At 72.1% G+C, this 17,739-nt stretch carries 11 protein-coding genes and 1 pseudogene; 8 read left to right on the forward strand and 4 right to left on the reverse strand.

What is annotated here, in order from left to right; genetic code table 11:
- The 4 genes from BM424_RS23035 to BM424_RS23050 form a co-directional block, all read right to left on the reverse strand.
- Nucleotides 1-585, reverse strand: coding sequence for a TetR/AcrR family transcriptional regulator (locus tag BM424_RS23035; RefSeq protein ID WP_093421766.1), 585 nt, complete (start codon nt 583-585; stop codon nt 1-3).
- Between the two features lie 44 nt (nt 586-629).
- On the reverse strand, nt 630-1,823 hold the full coding sequence (locus tag BM424_RS23040) for a cytochrome P450 (protein ID WP_217649804.1): 1,194 nt from the start codon (nt 1,821-1,823) through the stop codon (nt 630-632).
- Between the two features lie 73 nt (nt 1,824-1,896).
- Nucleotides 1,897-3,195, reverse strand: a complete 1,299-nt coding sequence (locus tag BM424_RS23045; RefSeq protein ID WP_175548221.1) for an MFS transporter — start codon at nt 3,193-3,195, stop codon at nt 1,897-1,899.
- A gap of 91 nt (nt 3,196-3,286) precedes the next feature.
- On the reverse strand, nt 3,287-3,946 hold the full coding sequence (locus tag BM424_RS23050) for a TetR/AcrR family transcriptional regulator (protein ID WP_093421771.1): 660 nt from the start codon (nt 3,944-3,946) through the stop codon (nt 3,287-3,289).
- Between the two features lie 62 nt (nt 3,947-4,008).
- Here BM424_RS23050 and BM424_RS23055 point away from each other — a divergent pair, with 62 nt between their 5' ends.
- The 8 genes and pseudogenes from BM424_RS23055 to BM424_RS23090 all read left to right on the forward strand — a co-directional run bounded on the left by BM424_RS23055 (nt 4,009) and on the right by BM424_RS23090 (nt 17,667).
- The gene (locus BM424_RS23055) at nt 4,009-5,559 is read left to right on the forward strand and encodes a class I adenylate-forming enzyme family protein (RefSeq protein ID WP_245776059.1); all 1,551 of its coding nucleotides are present in this window, start codon (nt 4,009-4,011) and stop codon (nt 5,557-5,559) included.
- A gap of 14 nt (nt 5,560-5,573) precedes the next feature.
- A complete protein-coding gene (locus tag BM424_RS23060; protein WP_245776060.1) occupies nt 5,574-6,824 on the forward strand; it encodes an alkyl sulfatase dimerization domain-containing protein in 1,251 nt (416 codons plus the stop codon).
- Nucleotides 6,821-7,993: an acyl-CoA dehydrogenase family protein gene (locus BM424_RS23065; protein WP_093421774.1), complete on the forward strand. Its 1,173-nt coding sequence runs from the start codon at nt 6,821-6,823 to the stop codon at nt 7,991-7,993. The genes BM424_RS23060 and BM424_RS23065 overlap by 4 nt, the downstream gene beginning before the upstream one ends.
- A gap of 208 nt (nt 7,994-8,201) precedes the next feature.
- The gene (locus BM424_RS23070) at nt 8,202-9,386 is read left to right on the forward strand and encodes an FAD-dependent oxidoreductase (RefSeq protein ID WP_175548222.1); all 1,185 of its coding nucleotides are present in this window, start codon (nt 8,202-8,204) and stop codon (nt 9,384-9,386) included.
- A gap of 738 nt (nt 9,387-10,124) precedes the next feature.
- The gene (locus BM424_RS23075) at nt 10,125-11,396 is read left to right on the forward strand and encodes a helix-turn-helix domain-containing protein (protein ID WP_093421778.1); all 1,272 of its coding nucleotides are present in this window, start codon (nt 10,125-10,127) and stop codon (nt 11,394-11,396) included.
- A gap of 111 nt (nt 11,397-11,507) precedes the next feature.
- On the forward strand, nt 11,508-13,313 hold the full coding sequence (locus BM424_RS23080; protein WP_093421780.1) for an NAD(P)/FAD-dependent oxidoreductase: 1,806 nt from the start codon (nt 11,508-11,510) through the stop codon (nt 13,311-13,313).
- A gap of 105 nt (nt 13,314-13,418) precedes the next feature.
- Nucleotides 13,419-14,807: pseudogene (gene dprE1 / locus BM424_RS23085) on the forward strand (decaprenylphosphoryl-beta-D-ribose oxidase).
- 91 nt (nt 14,808-14,898) lie between these two features.
- Nucleotides 14,899-17,667 carry an ATP-binding protein gene (locus BM424_RS23090; protein ID WP_093421783.1) on the forward strand — a complete coding sequence of 923 codons (2,769 nt, stop codon included), beginning with the start codon at nt 14,899-14,901 and terminating at the stop codon, nt 17,665-17,667.
- Nucleotides 17,668-17,739: the final 72 nt, after the last annotated feature.

The following is a 17,739-nucleotide window of genomic DNA, read 5'->3' on the forward strand; positions in this document are numbered from 1 at the left end:
TCACCGGCCGCGCGCCGACGGGGGAGGCAGCGTGTCCGGTGACGGGCGCAGGCCGTCGACGAGCAGCGCGAGGTAGCGGCGGCGGTCCAGCCCCTCGGGGTCGTCGGGGTGGACGGTGCTCAGCGTCATGGAGATGACCGCCGCCAGGTCGCGGACCTCCAGCTCGGGACGGACCACGCCCGCCTCGATCGCGCGGTCGAGCATCCGCCGCAGCGAATTCACGCACCGCTGCACGCTTTCCACGTCGGCCACGCGGGCCTCCCGGGTCACCGCGAGCAGGCCCTGGCGCCGGGAGAGGGAGTCGACCGCGGCGCTGAGCAGGCCGGTGAGGTCGTGCCAGGCGTCGTCGGTGCGCGCGTCGGCCACCGGCTCCACCTCGGTGCTGAGCACGTGGTCGAAGGCCGCGCGCACCACCTGGTCCCGGTTGCCGAAGCGCCGGTAGAGCGTCGCCACGCTCACGGCCGCGCGGTCGGCGATCTCCTCGAGCGTGACGGCCGGACCCGCGTCCTCGAACGCCGCCAGCGCGGCGTCGACGATCCGCTGGTGGTTGCGCGCGGCATCCGCCCGCAATGTCCGCTCCGCCATGGCACGGGACCGTAACAGCACCGCGCGGCCGCGAGTTCAGCCGCTCACCAGGTCAGCTGCAGCTGCTGCAACCCGTAGACGGCGTTGAAGACGCGGAAGTCCGGCTCCGCGTCCGGGTTCGCCAGGGCCAGGTCCGGGAAACGCCGCAGCAGCGCGGGGAAGGCGATGCGCATCTCCATCCGGGCCAGCGGGGCGCCGAGGCAGTGGTGCACGCCGTGGCCGAACGCGAGGTGCCCGCCGGCTCCCCGGGTGATGTCGAGGGTCTCCGGGTCGTCGATGAACGAGGCGTCGCGGTTGGCGGCCGGGATCGACAGCAGCACCAGCTCGCCCGCCGGGATGGTCTTCCCGGCGATCTCGACGTCCTCGGTGGTCATCCGCATCGCCACCGAGTGCACGATCGACAGCCAGCGCAGCAGCTCCTCCACGGCGGGCTCGACCATCGCCGGGTCGTCGCGGACCAGGGCGAGCTGGTCGGGGTTCTGCAGCAGCGCCAGGGTTCCCAGCCCGAGCATGTTCGAGGTGGTCTCGTGCCCGGCGAGCAGCAGCAGCGCGGCGACGCCCACCAGCTCGTCGGTGGTGATGTCGTCGCCGTGCTCGCGCACCAGCATGCCGAGCATGTCCTCGCCCGGGTCGGCCTGGGCGCGCTCGACGAGTCCGGTCATGTAGTCCCGGTTGGCGCGCTGGGCCTCGATCCGCTGCTCCCGGGGCAGCGAGGTGTCGAGCAGGCGGGCCGAGATGCTCTGGAACTCGTCGCGATCCGAGTAGGGCACGCCCAGCAGCTCGCAGATCACCAGCGAGGGGACCGGCAGCGCGAAGTTGGCGACCAGGTCGGCGGGCTTGCCCGCTCGCTCGAAGTCGTCGAGCGCGGCCTCGACGATCTCCACGATCCGCGGTTCGAGCCGGCGCATCCGGCGCACGGTGAACTCCGGGGTGAGCATCCGGCGCAGCCGCGAGTGCTCCGGCGGGTCGTAGCCGAGCAGGCCACCGGCCCGCATCCGGGCCTTCTCCTCGTCGCTGAGCTGCTCCTCCAGCGGTGAGGTGGCCCGGGCCCGGGCGTTGCTGAACCGGGCCGGGTCGCCGAGCACGCGCCGCACGTCGGCGAAGCGGGTCACCAGGTAGCCGGTCTGGCCGAAGGGGGACTCCACCTTCACCACGCCGTCCCCGTCGCGCACCTCGCCGAGTTCGGCGCCGGGGTTGAACCCGTCGCGTCGCATCTGCAGCGGCAGTTCCACCGTCATCGTTCGCCCGCCCTTTCCTCGCGTTCGCCGGATAAGTGAGAGGCTACTAGCACTTATTCGTCCTTCGCCACGATCATCCGGCGACCGCGCTCTCCGGGACGGCCTCCGGCGCCCGCTCCGGGTTCCTGCGGTGCAGGAACACGATCAGGGCGAGGAAGACGACCACCGCGGCGAGGGTGACCAGCAGCCACGCCGACCAGCCCGCGGCCTCGGCAAACCGAGGCGCCAGCAGCACGGCCCCGAGCACGACGAGCCTGCTGACCAGGTGCTGCAGGCCGAAGGCCGTGCCCTCGGCGTCGACGTGGGTCTCCTCGACGTAGGCGGCGAAGGCCGCCATCCACGGCCCGAAGACCGCGCCGAGCGCGACCCCCAGGGCGATGAACGCCACGGCAACGACCGCCGCCGGCGCCCCGGTGCCGAGTCCGAGCAGGACGATGAGGGCCAGCAGCGCCGCGCCCGAGGTCGTGCCGCCGGCGAGCAGGAACGGGGTGCGCCGCTGGAGCCGGTCCGACCAGCGCGAGAACCCCAGGCTCGCCACGAGGTTCGCTCCCCAGAAGAGCATCATGATCAGCGAGGCGAGCCGCACCGGAACCCCGAGCGCCTCGCCGAGCAGCACCTGGCCGTAGGCGTTGAGCGTGCCCAGCAGCAGGAACAGCGCCGACATCGCCGCCACGTAGGTCCACGCCGTCGCGTTGCGCACGGGGGAGTCGGTCCTGGTCGGCGTGATCGAACGGACCGATTCCTCCGACAGCCGGATCTCCCGGCGCACCGGTGGGGCGAGCTCGCGCAGGGTCGCGGCGACCACGACGGCCCCGGCCAGCGAGATCCCGGCCATCAGGTGCAGCTGCGCCTGCCAGGTCCCGCCGAGCAGGTCCAGCGTCAGCGCGGTCAGCGCGGCGGCGAAGAAGTTGGCGCCCACGGTGCCCCAGGAGAAGAACGCGAACGCCTGCGCCCTGCCCATGCGCGGCGCGAAATCCCGCACCAGCGGGGCGCTTCCGGCCGCCGCGATGCCCTCGACCAGCGCGAGCACGACGCGGGCGGTGGTGAACTGCGCCTCGGTGGTGGCGGTGGCCATGAACAGGCAGGCCAGTCCGGACAGGAACAGGAACGGCACCATCAGCCGCACCCGGCCGAGCCGGTCCACCAGCTTGCCGCCGACGAACCCGGCCACCGCGCCGACCAGCAGCGACACCGCGGTGATCACGCCGTAGCGGCCCAGCGGCATCCCGAGGTCGGCGAGCAGCAGGCTCAGCACCGGGGCGATCTGGCCCTCGTAGGCGGTGAGGAACATGGCCAGGATCGCGGCGGCGAGCAGCCCGCGCCGTCGCGCACCGGTCGGATAGGTCTGCAGCTCACGACGATGTGGCAGCACGGCACCGCTCCTCACTGTTCGAGACAGATGGTCCATTCATGGACGAGCTGTCCAGAAACTAGCCCGGAGGGCGGTGGTGCTCAAGCGGTTCTCAGGATTCGAGGTCCGGTGGCGGGCCGTCGAAACCGAGGCCCCACCACCGGCCGTGCCGGGACAGCGAGGCCAGCATCCGCGCCGCCTCGGCCAGCGGCATCGGCGGTTCCGGGCTGGAGAAGTACCAGGTCAGCACGGCGGTCACCTCGCCGACCCAGGTGCGCGCCAGCAGGTCGAGATCGAGCCGGGGAGTCACCTCGTTGGTCTCGGCGCGGGCGGAGAACTCGGCGCGCACCGATCGGGACAGCGCCTCGGTGAGCGCGTGCAGCGCCCGGCCGTCGCCGTCGCCGCGCAGGATCAGCCGGTAGACCTCGCCGCGCTCCTCGGCGTGCTCGAACAGGGCTCGCACCGGACGCCCGTTGAAGCCCTCCGCCGAGTCCAGCGCGGGCTGGGTCCGCTCGGCGAGCTCGCCGAGCAGGGTGCGCACGACGGCGTCGAAGAGCTCGTCCTTGTCGCTGTAGTGCGTGTAGAACGTCGCGCGCCCGACGTCGGCCCGCTCGGCGATCTCCTCGACGGTCAGCGAGGCGTAGCCGCGCTCCAGGGCGAGCTCGACGAGCGCGGTTTGCAGCGCGGTGCGGGTGCGCCGCGTCCTGCGGTCCTCGCGGCGCGGGGCGTCCCGGCGAGAGCCGCCGGTCGTGGTCGGGGCGTTGGTGGGCATGCGCTGATTCTGCCAGCGGACGCCCTGGACAATCCTGGACAGTCTGTCTATAAATGGTCTTCATGTTGCGAACATGTGGCGTGAACCTCGGTCACTACCTCACCCGCACCGCCCGGAACCGCCCGGACGCGATCGCGCTGACCTGCGCGGATCAGCGCTGGACCTACGCGGAACTGGACGCCGAGAGCAACCGGATCGCCTCCGCGCTGCGGGCTCGCGGATTCACCCGGGGCACCCGCGTGGCGACCCTCGCGGGCAACCGGGGAGAGCTCGTCGTCGTCGAGATGGCCCTGTGCAAGGCCGGTCTCGTGCGCGTCCCGCTCTCGCCGCGGCTGTCGGCCGCCGAGATCGGCCAGGTCCTCGCCGACGCCGAGCCGCGCGCGGTCTTCGTCGACCGGGCCCACCGCGACACCCTCCGCCCGCTGCTCGACGACGCCGCGCTGGTCGTGGAACTCGATGCGGGAGAAGGTTTCTCGTACCGCCAGCTGGTCGCCGAGGGCGACGAGGCGGAGATCGCCGTCGACGTCTCGCCCGACGACCCGGCCGTCCTGAACTTCACCTCCGGCTCCAGCGGCACCCTCAAAGCCGCCGTGCAGACCGTCGGCAACCGCCTGGCCTGCCTCCGCAAGCTCGCGATGCGCGGCACCGGCGACACCGAGGTCTACCTCGCGCCCGGACCGATCACCCACGCCAGCGGCATGGGCATCCTGTCCTGCTTCTTCCGCGGATCGACCGTGGTCGTGCTGCCCGCCTTCGACGTCGAGGGCTACCTCGACGTCCTCGAACGCGAACGCGTCACCACCACCTTCCTGGTGCCTGCGATGCTCAACCGGGTGCTGGCCTCGCCGACGCTGGCCGAGCGCGACCTGTCCGCCCTGCGCTCGCTGACCCTCGGCGGCGCCCCCGTCAGCCCCACCCGGCTGCGCGAGGCGGTCGCGGCCTTCGGCCCGGTCGTCGCGCAGGGCTACGGGCAGGCCGAGACCACCAGCGCGATCACCCACCTCTCGGCCGAGGAGATCGCGCACGCCGTCGAGGCCGACCCGGAACTGCTGCTGTCGTGCGGACGTCCCGTCTTCGACACCGAGGTGCGCGTCGTCGACGACTCCGGCGCGCCCGTGCCGCCCGGCGTGATCGGGGAGGTCGTGGCGCGCGGCCCGGACTGCGTGCGCGAGTACCACCGGGCGCCGGAGGCGAGCGCCGAGACGTTCCGCGACGGCTGGGTGCGCACCGGCGACCTGGGCCGGTTCCGCGAGGACGGCTACCTGTTCCTCGTCGACCGGAAGAAGGACATGATCGTCTCCGGCGGCTACAACGTCTACTGCACCGAGGTCGAAGCCGCCCTCTACACCCACCCCGACGTCGACGAGGCCTGCGTCCACGGCGTTCCCGACGAGGAGTGGGGCGAGACGGTCAAGGCCTGCGTCGTGCGCCGCGCGGGATCCGACGTCGGTGCCGACGCGCTCGTCGAGGCCTGCGCGGCCCGCATCGCCCGGCACAAGATCCCGCGCGTCGTGGAGTTCCTCGACGCGCTGCCCCGCACCCGCACCGGCAAGGTCGACCGCCGCGCGCTGCGCGAACGCGACTGGACCGGCGTCGAACGCCGCATCGGCTGAGCCCAGGAGACCTCATGAGCGAGATCAGAACCCACGCCGACCAGGTCTGGAACGGCCGGATCGACGACCACATCGCCGGCGGCACTCGCGCTGACGCCGTCATCGACATCGCCGACGGGCTCGGGCTGCTGCCCGGATTCGGCAACGCCATCGCCTTCCGCTCCGCCGGGGAACTGCTGCTCTTCGACACCGGCAACCCGCTGTCGGCCCCGCGCACCCACGCGATCCTGCGCGAGTGGAGCGGCGACCCGCTGACGCTGGCGTTCTACTCGCACGGCCACATCGACCACGTCGGCGGCCTCGACCCGTTCGACGCCGAACCGCGCCCGCCGCAGGTCGTCGCGCAGGAACGGGTCCGCGACCGGTTCGACCGCTACGCGCTCACCGCCGGGTACAACGCCCTGATCAACCGCCGCCAGTTCGGCATCGACGACCTGCGCTGGCCGCGCACCTACCGGCTGCCCGACGTCACCTTCCGCGACGCGCTCACCGTCACCCGCGCCGGGCTGACCTTCGAGCTGTTCCACGCCGAAGGCGAGACCGACGACGCCGCCGTCGCCTACGTCCCCGAGCACCGGCTGCTGCTGCCCGGCGACCTGTTCGTCTGGGTGAGCCCCAACTGCGGCAACCCGCAGAAGGCGCAGCGCTACCCCCGGGAGTGGGCGCAGGCGCTGCGGCGGATGGCCGGGCTCGGCGCCGAGATCATGCTGCCCTCGCACGGCGCCCCGATCTTCGGCGCCGACCGCGTCGAGCAGGCGCTGACCGACACCGCGGAATGGCTCGAATCCCTGGTGGAGCAGACGCTCGGGATGATGAACGACGGTCACCCGCTCGACGAGATCGTGCAGCGCGTGACCCCGCCGCGGCACCTCGCCGACCGCGTCTACCTGCGCGCCCGCTACGACGAACCGGAGTTCGTGGTGCGCAACCTGTGGCGCCGCTACGGCGGCTGGTACGACGGCAACCCGGCCCGCCTCAAACCCGCGCCGGACGCGGTCCTGGCCTCGGCCGTCGCCGAACTCGCTTGTGGCGCACGGGTTCTCGCCGACGCGGCGCTGCGCGCCCGGGACACCGGCGAGCTGCGGCTGGCCGGGCACCTCGCGGAGATGGCCACCCAGGCGGAGCCGGACGACCCCGCGCTGCACCGGGTCCGGGCCGAGGTCTACCGGGCGCGCGCCGAATCCGAGGAATCGCTGATGGCGCGCGGGATCTTCCGCGAAACCGCCCGCGTCTCAGGCGAACTGGCGGGGGAGGGGACGGCGTGAGCTTCGCACTCGAACCCACCTACGACCACGATCCCGAACTCGCCGACCTGGTCGTCGCGCTGCGGGACTACCTGCACGGCGAACTCGCCGACTACGAGCGGCACCACGGGCTCGACCACGAATCGGCGTACGGCCGCGAGATCCTGCAGCCGGTGTGGAAGCGCGCCCGGCAGCTCGGCTTCTACGGCATCCACCTGCCGCCCGAGCACGGCGGGCGCGGCCTGAGCGCCACCCGCCTCGCGGTGCTCAAGGAGGAGGTCGCCGCCTCGGGCCGGGTGCTCGGGCACAGCGTGCTCGGCGACATGGGCGGGCCGCTGCGCGCCGGGGCGATCTTCGGCCACGCCACCCCGCAGCAGGTCGAGCGGTACCTGCGGCCGGTCGTCGAGGGCGACCGCGCCTGCTGCTTCTCGCTGACCGAACCGGACGCGGGCTCGCACGTGCGCGCCATGCGCACCACCGCCACGCCCGACGGCGAGGGGTGGCGGATCAGCGGGCACAAGGTGTTCAGCTCCGCCGGGCCGTTCGCCGACTTCTCGGTGCTGGTGGCGCGGATGGCCGGGGAGCGGGAGAGCTACTCGGCGTTCCTGGTCGACCTCGACTCGCCCGGCTGCTCGGTGCTGCCCGGCGAGGTGCCGCTGTCCGGCCAGCACATCGAGGCCGACATCGTCCTCGACGACTGCTACGTCGGGCCCGAGCAGCTGCTCGGCGAGGTCGGGCAGGGCCTGCGGATCGGGCTCGGCCGGGTCACCACCAACCGGTTGCTGCACTGCCCGACGGTGCTCGGCAGCACCCGCAGGCTGATCGCCCTGACGCGGGCGCACGTGCTGGGCCGGGAGGTCGCGGGCGGGCCGATGGCCGGGCTGCAGAGCGTGCAGCACAAGCTCGCCGACATGGCCACCGCCCACTACGCGGCGCGCGCCATGACCTACGACGCGCTCGCCGACCTCGACGCCGGTCGGCGGCCGGCGACGGAGGCGTTCATGTGCAAGCTGTTCGTCGCCGAGAACGCCTTCCGCATCGCCGACGAGGCCATGCAGCTCCACGGCAAGGCCGGCATGGTCCGCGGCTCGGAGGTCGAGTCGCTGTTCCGCCGCCTGCGGATGTTCCGGGTGCTCACGGGCTCCTCCGAGATCCAGAAGAACGCCATCGCCCAGTCCCTCCTGACCTGACGCATCGACCCCGAACGTCTCCCGCGCACCGACGTGACCCGATTTCCATGGAAATCGGGGTGACTGCGGGGACGTTCGGGGTCGAATCCGGCATCGGGTGGGTGTTGGGGTGTTTCGGGCGGGTGCGGGTTTTCTAGGGAGATCGGCGGCTGCGGCGGGCTAGGGTGCCGGGAGGGTTGTGAATCGGTCGAGTGTCCTGGGGGATGCTGTGGAGCACGTCGTCGTCAGCGGGGGAGGGATCGCGGGAACGGCGCTGGCGCTGGCCCTGCGCAGCGCCGGGATCGCGGTGACCGTGGTGGAATCGCGCCCGGCCGACCACGGTGAGGGCGCCGTGGTCCGGTTGAACCCCAACGGGATGGACGCGCTGCGCGCCGTGGACGCCCACCAGCCGGTCATCGCCCGCTCGTTCCCGCTGGTGCGCACCGAGCGCGTCCGCCCCGACGGCAGCCGGATCGGGTACTCGCTGGGCGCCGACCCGAGCTCCGAGCGCGGGCTGCCGCGGGTCATGCACTGGCCGGTGCTCTCGGAGGTCCTGCGCGAGCAGGCCGTCGAGCGCGGCGCCGAGTTCCGGAACGGCTGCCGCGTCGTCGACGCCGACCCGGCCGCGGCGGCGGTCACGCTGGCCGACGGCAGCCGCGTCGAAGGCGACGTCCTCGTCGGCGCCGACGGAGCGAACTCGCTGGTGCGCGGCCGGATCAACCCCGACGGGCCGGAGCCGCAGCGCCTGGGCACCCGCACGATCTACGGCTACGCGGCCGAGCCGGGCTGCGAACCGCCGCCCCCGGAGGTGCTGCGCTCCTACCTGGGGGCGAAGGGCTTCTTCGCCGCCACCCGCGATTCGCACTCCGGCGGCTGCTTCTGGTTCACCAGCCTGCGCGCCCCGGTCCCGCGTCGCCGCGACGAGCCGCAGGACGTCGACGCCCTGCGCGCCGAGATGACCGAGCTGTTCGCCGGCGACGGCACGATCGCCCCGACGGTGGTCGGCAACTCCGAGCGCATCCTGTCCTTCGACGACCACGCCCTGCCGCACGTGCCGCGCTGGTGCACCGACCGGGCGATCATCATCGGCGACGCCCTGCACGTCGCCCCGCCCGCCTCCGAGCAGGGCGCGGCGATGGCCGTCGAGGACGGGGTCCAGCTCGCCCGCTGCCTCCGCGACCACACCAGCCCCGCAGCGGCGTTCGCCGCCTTCGAACGCCTCCGCAGAGAACGGGTCGAAGCGGTCGTCGCGATGGGCCGCATGGGCACCAGCCGAGCCCACCACCCCATGGCCCGCCGCTTCCGGGACCTCCGCAACAAGGCCAAACGAGCCTTCGCCTGGCAGCGCAAACCCCCGATGGGCCGCGGCTGGGCCTACGACCACCACATCGACTGGCCCACCCCCACCACCTGAAACCCACCCCCGGGTCAAAAACCGCAGTTTAGGCGCGCCCCACTACGGATACGTTTCGAAAGGGAACGCGACCAAGACGACCCAAGCTTTAGTGGACGCGCCCCACTACGGATACGTTTCGAAAGGCCGTGACAATTTCTTCTGAAATTGGCAGATCGCACAACGCAAGAAAACCAGGAAACGAAGCCAATTTCTGGAGAAATTGGCACTCCGTACGCAAGCAGCTCGACCCCGCGAAGCGCTCCTGAAGAACCCCGTGGGGGCGGTGACAGTTTTCATGAAAACTGTCACCGCCCCACGGGGGTCTCTGTGGGGAGGACTCCAGGGCTCTCGAGGTGGTTGAGCTGGGGTTTTGGGGTTCCGTCGTGTGAGTGGAGTGACAGTTTTCATGAAAACTGTCCCGACCCCCACGGGATCGCCTTGGGAGCGCTTCGCGGGGTGCTCTGGGTGGGCACGGAGGGGCAATTTCTCCTGAAATTGGCTTCGTTCTGTGCTTTTCTTGCGTTGTGGAGTCCGCCAATTTCAGAAGAAATTTCCCCTGCCTTTCGAAACGTATCCGTAGTGGGGCGCGTTTACCAAAGCTTGGGTCGTCTTGGTCGCGTTCCCTTGCGAAACGTATCCGTAGTAAGTCGCGCCTAAACTGCGGTATTCGACCCGGCGAAAACCGGGGTTTTCGACGTGAGGGGTGGTGCGGTCGCCGTGGTTGGCTGAGGTTGCGGTGTGGGTCACACTTGGGGCGTGCGTGAGGAGAGTTTGGAGGCGGCGTTGCCGGTGGGGGAGGACCCCCAGCGGTACGCGCGGTTGCTGGCTCGGGTGCACGACGCGGCCGTGGCCGGAGAGGCGCTGCCCGCTCGGCCTCGGGCGGTGATCGGGGCGTCGTGGGGGCGGATGCGGTCGCGGGGCATCGACCCCGAGCGGGGACGCGCGCCCCGGCAGCTGCCCGCCGACGAGCTGGCCGAGCGGCGGCGGCAGTCGCCGCTGGCCGAGGTGCTGCCGCTGCTGCGCAGCAGGCTCGGCGGGGTCGCGGAGCAGACCGCGAACATCATGGTGATCACCGACGCCGACGGGCACGTGCTGTGGCGCGACGGCAGCGCGGCGGTGCGCCGCAACGCCGACTCGCTCGGCTTTGTCGAGGGCATGAGCTGGGGCGAGGACGTCGTGGGCACCAACGCGATCGGAACCGCCCTGGTCACCGGCCTGCCGATGCAGGTTTACTCCGCCGAGCACTACGTGCGCACCCACCACGCCTGGACCTGCGCCAGCGCGCCCCTGCACGATCCGCGCACCGGACGGCTGCTCGGCGCGGTCGACCTGTCGGGGCCCGCGTCCACCGTCAGCCCCACCACGCTGGCCCTGGTGCAGACGGTCGCGCAGCTGGCCGAGGCCCAGCTGCGGACCAGCCATCTCACCTCCCTCGAAGGACTGCGCGGCAGTGCCGTTCCGCTGCTGTCGCGGGTCTCCGGCCGCGCGGTGGTCACCGATCCGCACGGGTGGGTCGCGGCCTCCACCGGTCTCGGTCCGGTCGACCACGTCGCGCTGCCCGCCCGCTGCGACGCCGGGCGGGCGTGGCTGCCCGCTCTCGGCGACTGCGCGGTCGAACCCGTCCCGGGCGGGTGGCTGGTGCGGCTGCTCGACGACGACCCGGGCGCGACGCTGACCGAGCGCACCCGCGTGCGCCTCGACCTGCGCGAATCCCAGCCCCGCGTCGAGGTGGACGCGGCCGCCGGTGGCTGGAGCCACCCGCTGAGCCCCCGCCACGCGGAACTGCTGTTCCTGCTCACCGCCCACCCCGCCGGGTGCACGGCCGCGCGGCTGGCCGCCGAGGTGTTCGGCGACGAGCGGCGCACCGTCACCGTGCGGGCCGAGATGTCGCGGTTGCGCCGGACCCTCGGCGGTCTGCTGAGCAGGCGTCCCTACCGGTTCAGCGACTCCGTCGAGGTCGAGGTGCTGCGGCCCGACGACCCGGCCGCGCTGCTGCCGCACTCCACCGCCCCGTCGGTGCGCGGCTGACTGCAACCCCCTGCAACCCGTGCGCGACCGGAGCCGGTGTGGCTCCATGACTGATGTCATGTGATCGCGACCACTCAAGGGGCAACGACGCCCGCGCGGGAGGTAGTCGGCGTGAGCCAGACCGTCGAGCACAACGCGACCCGAGCCCGGGTCGAGCAGTGGATCACCGAGTTCTCCGAAGCCATCGCGGCCCGCGACGTCGATCGCGTGGTGTCGCTGTTCGGCGAGGACTGCTACTGGCGCGACCTGATCGCGCTCACCTGGAACATCAAGACCTGCGAGGGGCGGGCGGACATCGCCGCGATGCTCTCGGCGACGCTGGAGCACGCGGAACCGACCGGGTTCACCGTCCTCGGCGAACCGACCGAGTCCGGCGGGGTCACCGAGGCGTGGTTCTCCTTCGAGACCGCCGTCGGGCGCGGCACCGGCCACCTGCGCCTGGTCGACGGCAAGGCCTGGACGTTCCTGACCACCCTGGACGAGCTCAAGGGTCACGAGGAGCCGAAGAACCACCGCAGGCCGCGGGGCGCCGAGCACGGCGCCAACCCGGACCGGGTCACTTGGCGCGAGGGGCGGGAGGCCGAGCTCGCCGAACTCGGCTACACCCGGCAGCCGGAGGTCGTCATCGTCGGCGGCGGGCAGGGCGGCATCGCGCTCGGCGCGCGGCTGCGCCAGCTGGGCGTGCCCACGATCATCGTCGAGCGCAACGAGCGGCCCGGCGACTCGTGGCGCAGGCGCTACAAGTCGCTCGCGCTGCACGACCCGGTCTGGTACGACCACCTGCCCTACATCGATTTCCCGGAGAACTGGCCGGTTTTCGCGCCGAAGGACAAGATCGGCGACTGGCTGGAGATGTACACCAAGGTCATGGAGCTCAACTACTGGGGCTCCACCACCGCGCTGAGCGCGAAGTACGACGAGGACAACGGCCAGTGGGAGCTGGTCGTGGACCGCGACGGCGAGCAGGTCACCCTCCGGCCGCGCCAGCTGGTGATGGCCCTGGGCGTGTCCGGCAAGCCGAACGTGCCCGTCTTCCCGGGTCAGGACCGCTTCCGCGGCGACCAGCACCACTCCTCGGCGCACCCCGGGCCGGACGCCTACCGGGGCAAGAAGGCGGTGGTGATCGGCTCGAACAACTCCGCCCACGACATCTGCGGCGCGCTGTGGGAGGCCGGGGCCGACGTCACGATGGTGCAGCGCTCCTCCACGCACGTGGTGCGGTCGGACTCGTTGATGAAGCACAGCCTCGGCCCGCTGTACTCGGAGGAGGCGGTGGCCGCGGGCATCGACACCCGCACCGCGGACCTGACCTTCGCCTCCATCCCGTACCGGATCCTCAACGAGTTCCAGAAGCCCGCGTTCGACGTGATCCGCGAGCAGGACGCCGAGTTCTACGCCCGGCTGGAGCGGGCCGGTTTCCAGCTGGACTTCGGTGACGACGACTCGGGCCTGTTCATGAAGTACCTGCGCCGCGGCTCGGGCTACTACATCGACGTCGGGGCCTGCGAGCTCATCGCCGACGGCAGCGTCAAGCTGGCCCACGGCGACGTCGCCGAGCTCACCGAGACCGAGGTGGTGCTGGCCGACGGCACCCGGCTGGAGGCCGATCTCGTCGTCTACGCCACGGGTTTCCGGTCGATGAACGGCCTGGCGGCCGACATCGTCGGCCAGGAGGTCGCCGACAAGGTCGGCAAGGTCTGGGGCCTGGGCTCGGACACCACCAAGGACCCCGGCCCGTGGGAGGGCGAGGAGCGCAACATGTGGAAACCCACCCAGCAGCAGGCGCTGTGGTTCCACGGCGGCAACCTCCACCAGTCCCGCCACTACTCGCTCTACCTGGCCCTGCAGCTCAAGGCCCGAGCCGAGGGAATCCCCACCCCGGTCTACGGCCTCCAGGAGGTCCACCACACCTCCTGACCGGAAGTCGGGTGCCGACACGCGGGCGGCGTGTCGGCACCTGGTCAGGGCGGTGTTCGAGCGTTCTGCCCCCGCGAAACCCGCCATCGTCGCTAGCTTGGCGGGATGACGAGCGCAACGAACTCCGGCGCCGTGCACCGGCGCGAGTTGAGCGGATGGGGAAGGGCGGCGGGAACGGTCGCCGACGTGCTGCCCGCCGGGGACGTCGAGACCGTCGTCCAGGCCGTGCGCCGGGCGGGCCCGCGCGGCGTTGTCGCGCGCGGACTCGGCCGCTCCTACGGAGACCCGGCGCAGAACGCCGGCGGTCTCGTCCTGGACATGACCGGGCTGAACCGCGTGCACCGCGTCGACCCGGACGAAGCGGTGGTCGACGTCGACGCCGGGGTGAGCCTGGACGACCTGATGCGCCGCGCGCTGCCCCACGGTCTGTGGGTGCCGGTGCTGCCCGGCACCCGGCAGGTGACGGTCGGCGGAGCCGTCGCCAACGACATCCACGGCAAGAACCACCACAGCGCGGGGAGTTTCGGCAACCACGTGCTGTCGCTGGACCTGGTCACCGCCGACGGCCAGGTCCGCACGCTCACCCCGGACGGCCGTGACTCGGCTTTGTTCTGGGCGACCGTCGGTGGCATCGGGCTGACCGGTGTCATCGTGCGTGTCCGGATCCGGATGAAGCGCACCGAGACCGCCTACTTCCTCGCCGACTACGACCGCACCCGCGATCTCGACGAGACGATGGAACTGCTCACCAACGGTTCTGACGAGGCGTACGAGTACTCCGCGGCCGTGCCCGACACGATCTCCACCGGCCCGCACCTCGGCCGCGCCACGTTCTCCCGCGGCTCGCTGGCCCGCCTGGAGGACCTGCCCGCGAAGCTCCGCCGTGACCCGCTGCGCCTGGACGCCCCGCAGCTGGCGACCCTGCCGGACGTGTTCCCGAACGGCGTGTTCAACCCGCTCACCTCACGGGTGGCGGGCGAGGTCGCCCACCGCATGTTCCCCAAGCACGCGCGCGGCAAGATCGCCAACATCTCCCAGTTCCTGCATCCGCTGGACGTGCTCGGCGAGTAAAACCGGGCCTACGGTTCCGCCGGGTTCCTGCAGTACCAGTTCTCGGTCCCCTACGGCGCCGAGCAGGAGATGGCCGACCTGGTCCGCACCATCGCCCGTTCCGGGCACAGGTCGTTCCTCAACGTCTTCAAGCGCATGGGGGAGGGGAGCCCGGCGCCGCTGTCGTGGCCGCACCCCGGGCTCATGCTCAGCCTGGACTTCCCGATGAAGAAGGGGCTGGGCGAGTTCTGCAGGCGGCTCGACGAGAGGGTGCTGGCGGCCGGTGGCAGGCTCTACTTCGCCAAGGACTCGCGCACGACCCCGGAGATGATCCGCCGGATGTACCCGAGGCTCGACGAGTGGCGCAAGACCCGGGACTCCGTCGATCCCGACGGGATCTTCGTCTCCGATCTCTCGCGTCGCCTGGGCATCACCGGGCGGTGAGCGGGGTGGGGTAGGGCTAGCCCCCAATCTGGTTCGTAGTTGATCACTCGAGGGGTCTGGGCGGGCTCACAGCGGCTAGGCTCGCGGCGTGATGACGTCGGAACCGGTGGTCTTCGGCCGCAAGGCCGAGCTCGACGAGCTGCGGGGGCTGGTCGCGTCGGTGGCCGGCGGCACCGGCGGTGCCGTGTGGATCGAGGGCGAGCCCGGCATCGGCAAGACCGCGCTGCTCAACCAGCTCGTCGCCGACGCGGCGGTGCAGGGCTGCGCCGTGCGCCACGCCACCGCCGACCGGCTCAGCAGGCAGTTCCCGCTGCGGTTCGTGCTCGACTGCCTCGGCATCGGGCCCAAGTCCGAGGAACCGGAGCTGCGGGAGCTGCACGAGCGGATCTCCGCGGCCGAGGGCATCCCGACCGGCGAGATCGCCGACCTCGTCGCCGGGTGGTGCGCGAACGCGCCCGTCGTGCTCGTCGCCGACGACGTGCAGTGGGCCGACGACGCGAGCCTGCAGGTGTGGCAGCACCTCGTGGGACTCACCGACGAGCTGCCGCTGCTGCTGATCTCGGCCGCCCGGCCCGCCCGCGGGCACAGCGAGGTGCGCGCGCAGGCGCGCCGGATCGTGCTCCCGCCGCTGGCCGAGACCGCCGTGGCCGGTCTGGCGAGCACGCTCACCCACGCCGCCCGGATCGGCCCCCGGCTGCGCCGGACGCTCGCCGGGGCGGCCGGAAACCCGCGCTACGCCAGGGAAATCGTGCTGTCCCTGACCCGGGAGGGTGCGATCGCCGTCGACGACGGCCGGGCCGAGCTCGCCGGCCGGGACGACGCGATGCCGCGTTCGCTGGCCGAGGCCGTGATCGGGCGGCTCGGGTTCTTCGACCCGCAGACCCTCGGGCTGCTGCGGATGGCCGCGCTGCTCGGCCCGGTCTTCGCGATGACCGAGCTGTCCACGCTCTCGGAACGCCCCGTCTCCGACCTCGTCGGGTACGTCGAGGAGGCGATGGACACCGGCGTGCTCGTCGAATCCGGACTGCACCTGGCCTTCCAGCACCCGGTCGTGCGCCACGCCCTCTACGAGACCACGCCCACCTCCCTCCGGCTGGCCCTGCACGTGCAGGCCGCGCACGTCCTGCACGAGTCCGGTGCCTCCGTCGAGCGCGTCGGGGACCAACTGCTCGCCTCGATCGCCATCGGCGACGGCGAACTCGACGGCTGGAGCCTGGAATGGCTCGTGCAGCACGGGCACGCCCTGGCCCACCGCGCGCCCGCCTGCGCCGCCGACCTGCTCGAAGCCGCGCTCGTCCCGATGCCGTCCCAGGAGGAGCACCGCGACGTGCTGCTGGCCGCCCGCGCCCTGTCGCTGGTGCAGCTCGACCGGCCCGAGCAGGCCCACGAGCTCAGCGAACGCGCCCTCGCCGAGGTCGCCGACAGCTCCCGGGCCGCCGAGCTGACCTGGTACCTCGTGTGGTCGCTGGCCGTGCGCCGGCGGGCCGACGAGGCCGCCGCCGTCATCGCCGAAGCCGAATCCACCACCGGCGCCGAGCTGCGCTGGCTGGCGCGGATGCGCGGCACCCTCGCGCAGGCGCAGCTGATGTCCGGGCGCTTCGCCGACTCCGAGCGCACCGTCGACCGGGCGCTGGCCGAGGCTCGCGAGTCCGGCGACGCCCACGCCCTCGGGCTCGCGCTGCACGTCCGGGGGACGGCGCGGGCCCGCAACAGCGATCTCGCCGAAGCGCTGGTCTGCTACCAGGAGGCCGGGGCGGCGCTCGGCGACGAGCTGGAGAACGTCGACCTGCGGCTGCAGGTGCTCAGCAACCGGATGATGCTGCTGTTCGCCTTCGGCCACGCCGCCGAGGCCGAGACCGTGCTCTACGAGATGCTGGCCATCGCCGAGACCAGCGCGACCCCGTCCCGGCTGGCCGTGGTGCGGCTGTCGGCGGGCAACCACTACTTCACCGTCGGGCGCTGGGACGACGCCGACGCCGAGCTGCAGGCCGCGAGCGAGCTCAGCGACGAGATGACCCCGCACCAGCTGCGCTGGCTGCACGGGCTGCGCGCGATGCTCGCCGGGTACCGCGGCGAGCGGGAGCTGTTCGACCAGCAGCTCGCGGTCGCGGGCGAGGCGACGCCGGATTCCCAGGAGAACTCCGGTTTCCTGATGGTGGCCGGGGTGCTCGGCGCCGAGATCGACGGCGACCTGGAACGCGCGAAGGCGATCCTGGTCGCGGCCCTCGACGCCAGCGAGCGCTTCGGCAGCAACTACGTGTGGCTGCCGATGCTGGTCCGCTACGCGCTGCAGACCGGCGACGTCGAGACCGCCACGCGGGCCACCAACTCCTGCGGGCAGGGCGCGACGGTGGGCGCGGCCCCGAACCTGCTCGCCGCCGCCCAGCACTGCCGGGGCCTGCTCGAAGGCGACCCGATCACGCTGCGCGCGGCCATCGCGCACTACGACAAGACCAAGCAGCCGCCCAAGCGGGCCCGCGCGCTGGAGGACCTGGCGGCGGTCCTGGCCGAGCGCGGCGAGATCCCGGCGGCCCGCAAGGCCTACGTGCAGGCGGCGGAGATCTTCACCCAGCTCGGCGCCCGCTGGGACCTCAAGCGCGCCGCCGCGCGGATGCTGCCCTACGGCATCCGGACGCCGCGCACCAAGCGGCTGCGCGCCACCACCGGCTGGGAGGCGTTGACCCGCACCGAGCGCGAGGTGGCGCTGCTGGTCGGTGACGGCAAGTCCAACCCGGAGATCGCCGCCGAGCTGTTCGCCTCGCGCCGCACCATCGAGGTCCACGTCTCGCACGTGCTCGCCAAGCTGGGCGTGCGCTCGCGCGTGGAGGTCGCGGTGGAGGCGACCGGACACCGCGCCTGAACCATCAGGGACCGCGATCGTTCTTGGGTGGCCAGGGTCACAAGAACTTGCTCATCGTGGGGAGCGGCGCCC

This window comes from Saccharopolyspora flava, assembly GCF_900116135.1.
GTDB classification, from domain to species: Bacteria; Actinomycetota; Actinomycetes; order Mycobacteriales; family Pseudonocardiaceae; genus Saccharopolyspora; species Saccharopolyspora flava.

What these genes read in the sequence shown, in the direction of transcription:
- BM424_RS23050 (WP_093421771.1), bottom strand. Translation starts at nt 3,946, where the DNA reads ATGCCCACCAACGCCCCGACCACGACCGGCGGCTCTCGCCGGGACGCC.
- BM424_RS23040 (WP_217649804.1), bottom strand. Translation starts at nt 1,823, where the DNA reads ATGACGGTGGAACTGCCGCTGCAGATGCGACGCGACGGGTTCAACCCC.
- BM424_RS23035 (WP_093421766.1), bottom strand. Translation starts at nt 585, where the DNA reads ATGGCGGAGCGGACATTGCGGGCGGATGCCGCGCGCAACCACCAGCGG.
- BM424_RS23055 (WP_245776059.1), top strand. Translation starts at nt 4,009, where the DNA reads ATGTTGCGAACATGTGGCGTGAACCTCGGTCACTACCTCACCCGCACC.
- BM424_RS23090 (WP_093421783.1), top strand. Translation starts at nt 14,899, where the DNA reads ATGACGTCGGAACCGGTGGTCTTCGGCCGCAAGGCCGAGCTCGACGAG.
- BM424_RS23060 (WP_245776060.1), top strand. Translation starts at nt 5,574, where the DNA reads ATGAGCGAGATCAGAACCCACGCCGACCAGGTCTGGAACGGCCGGATC.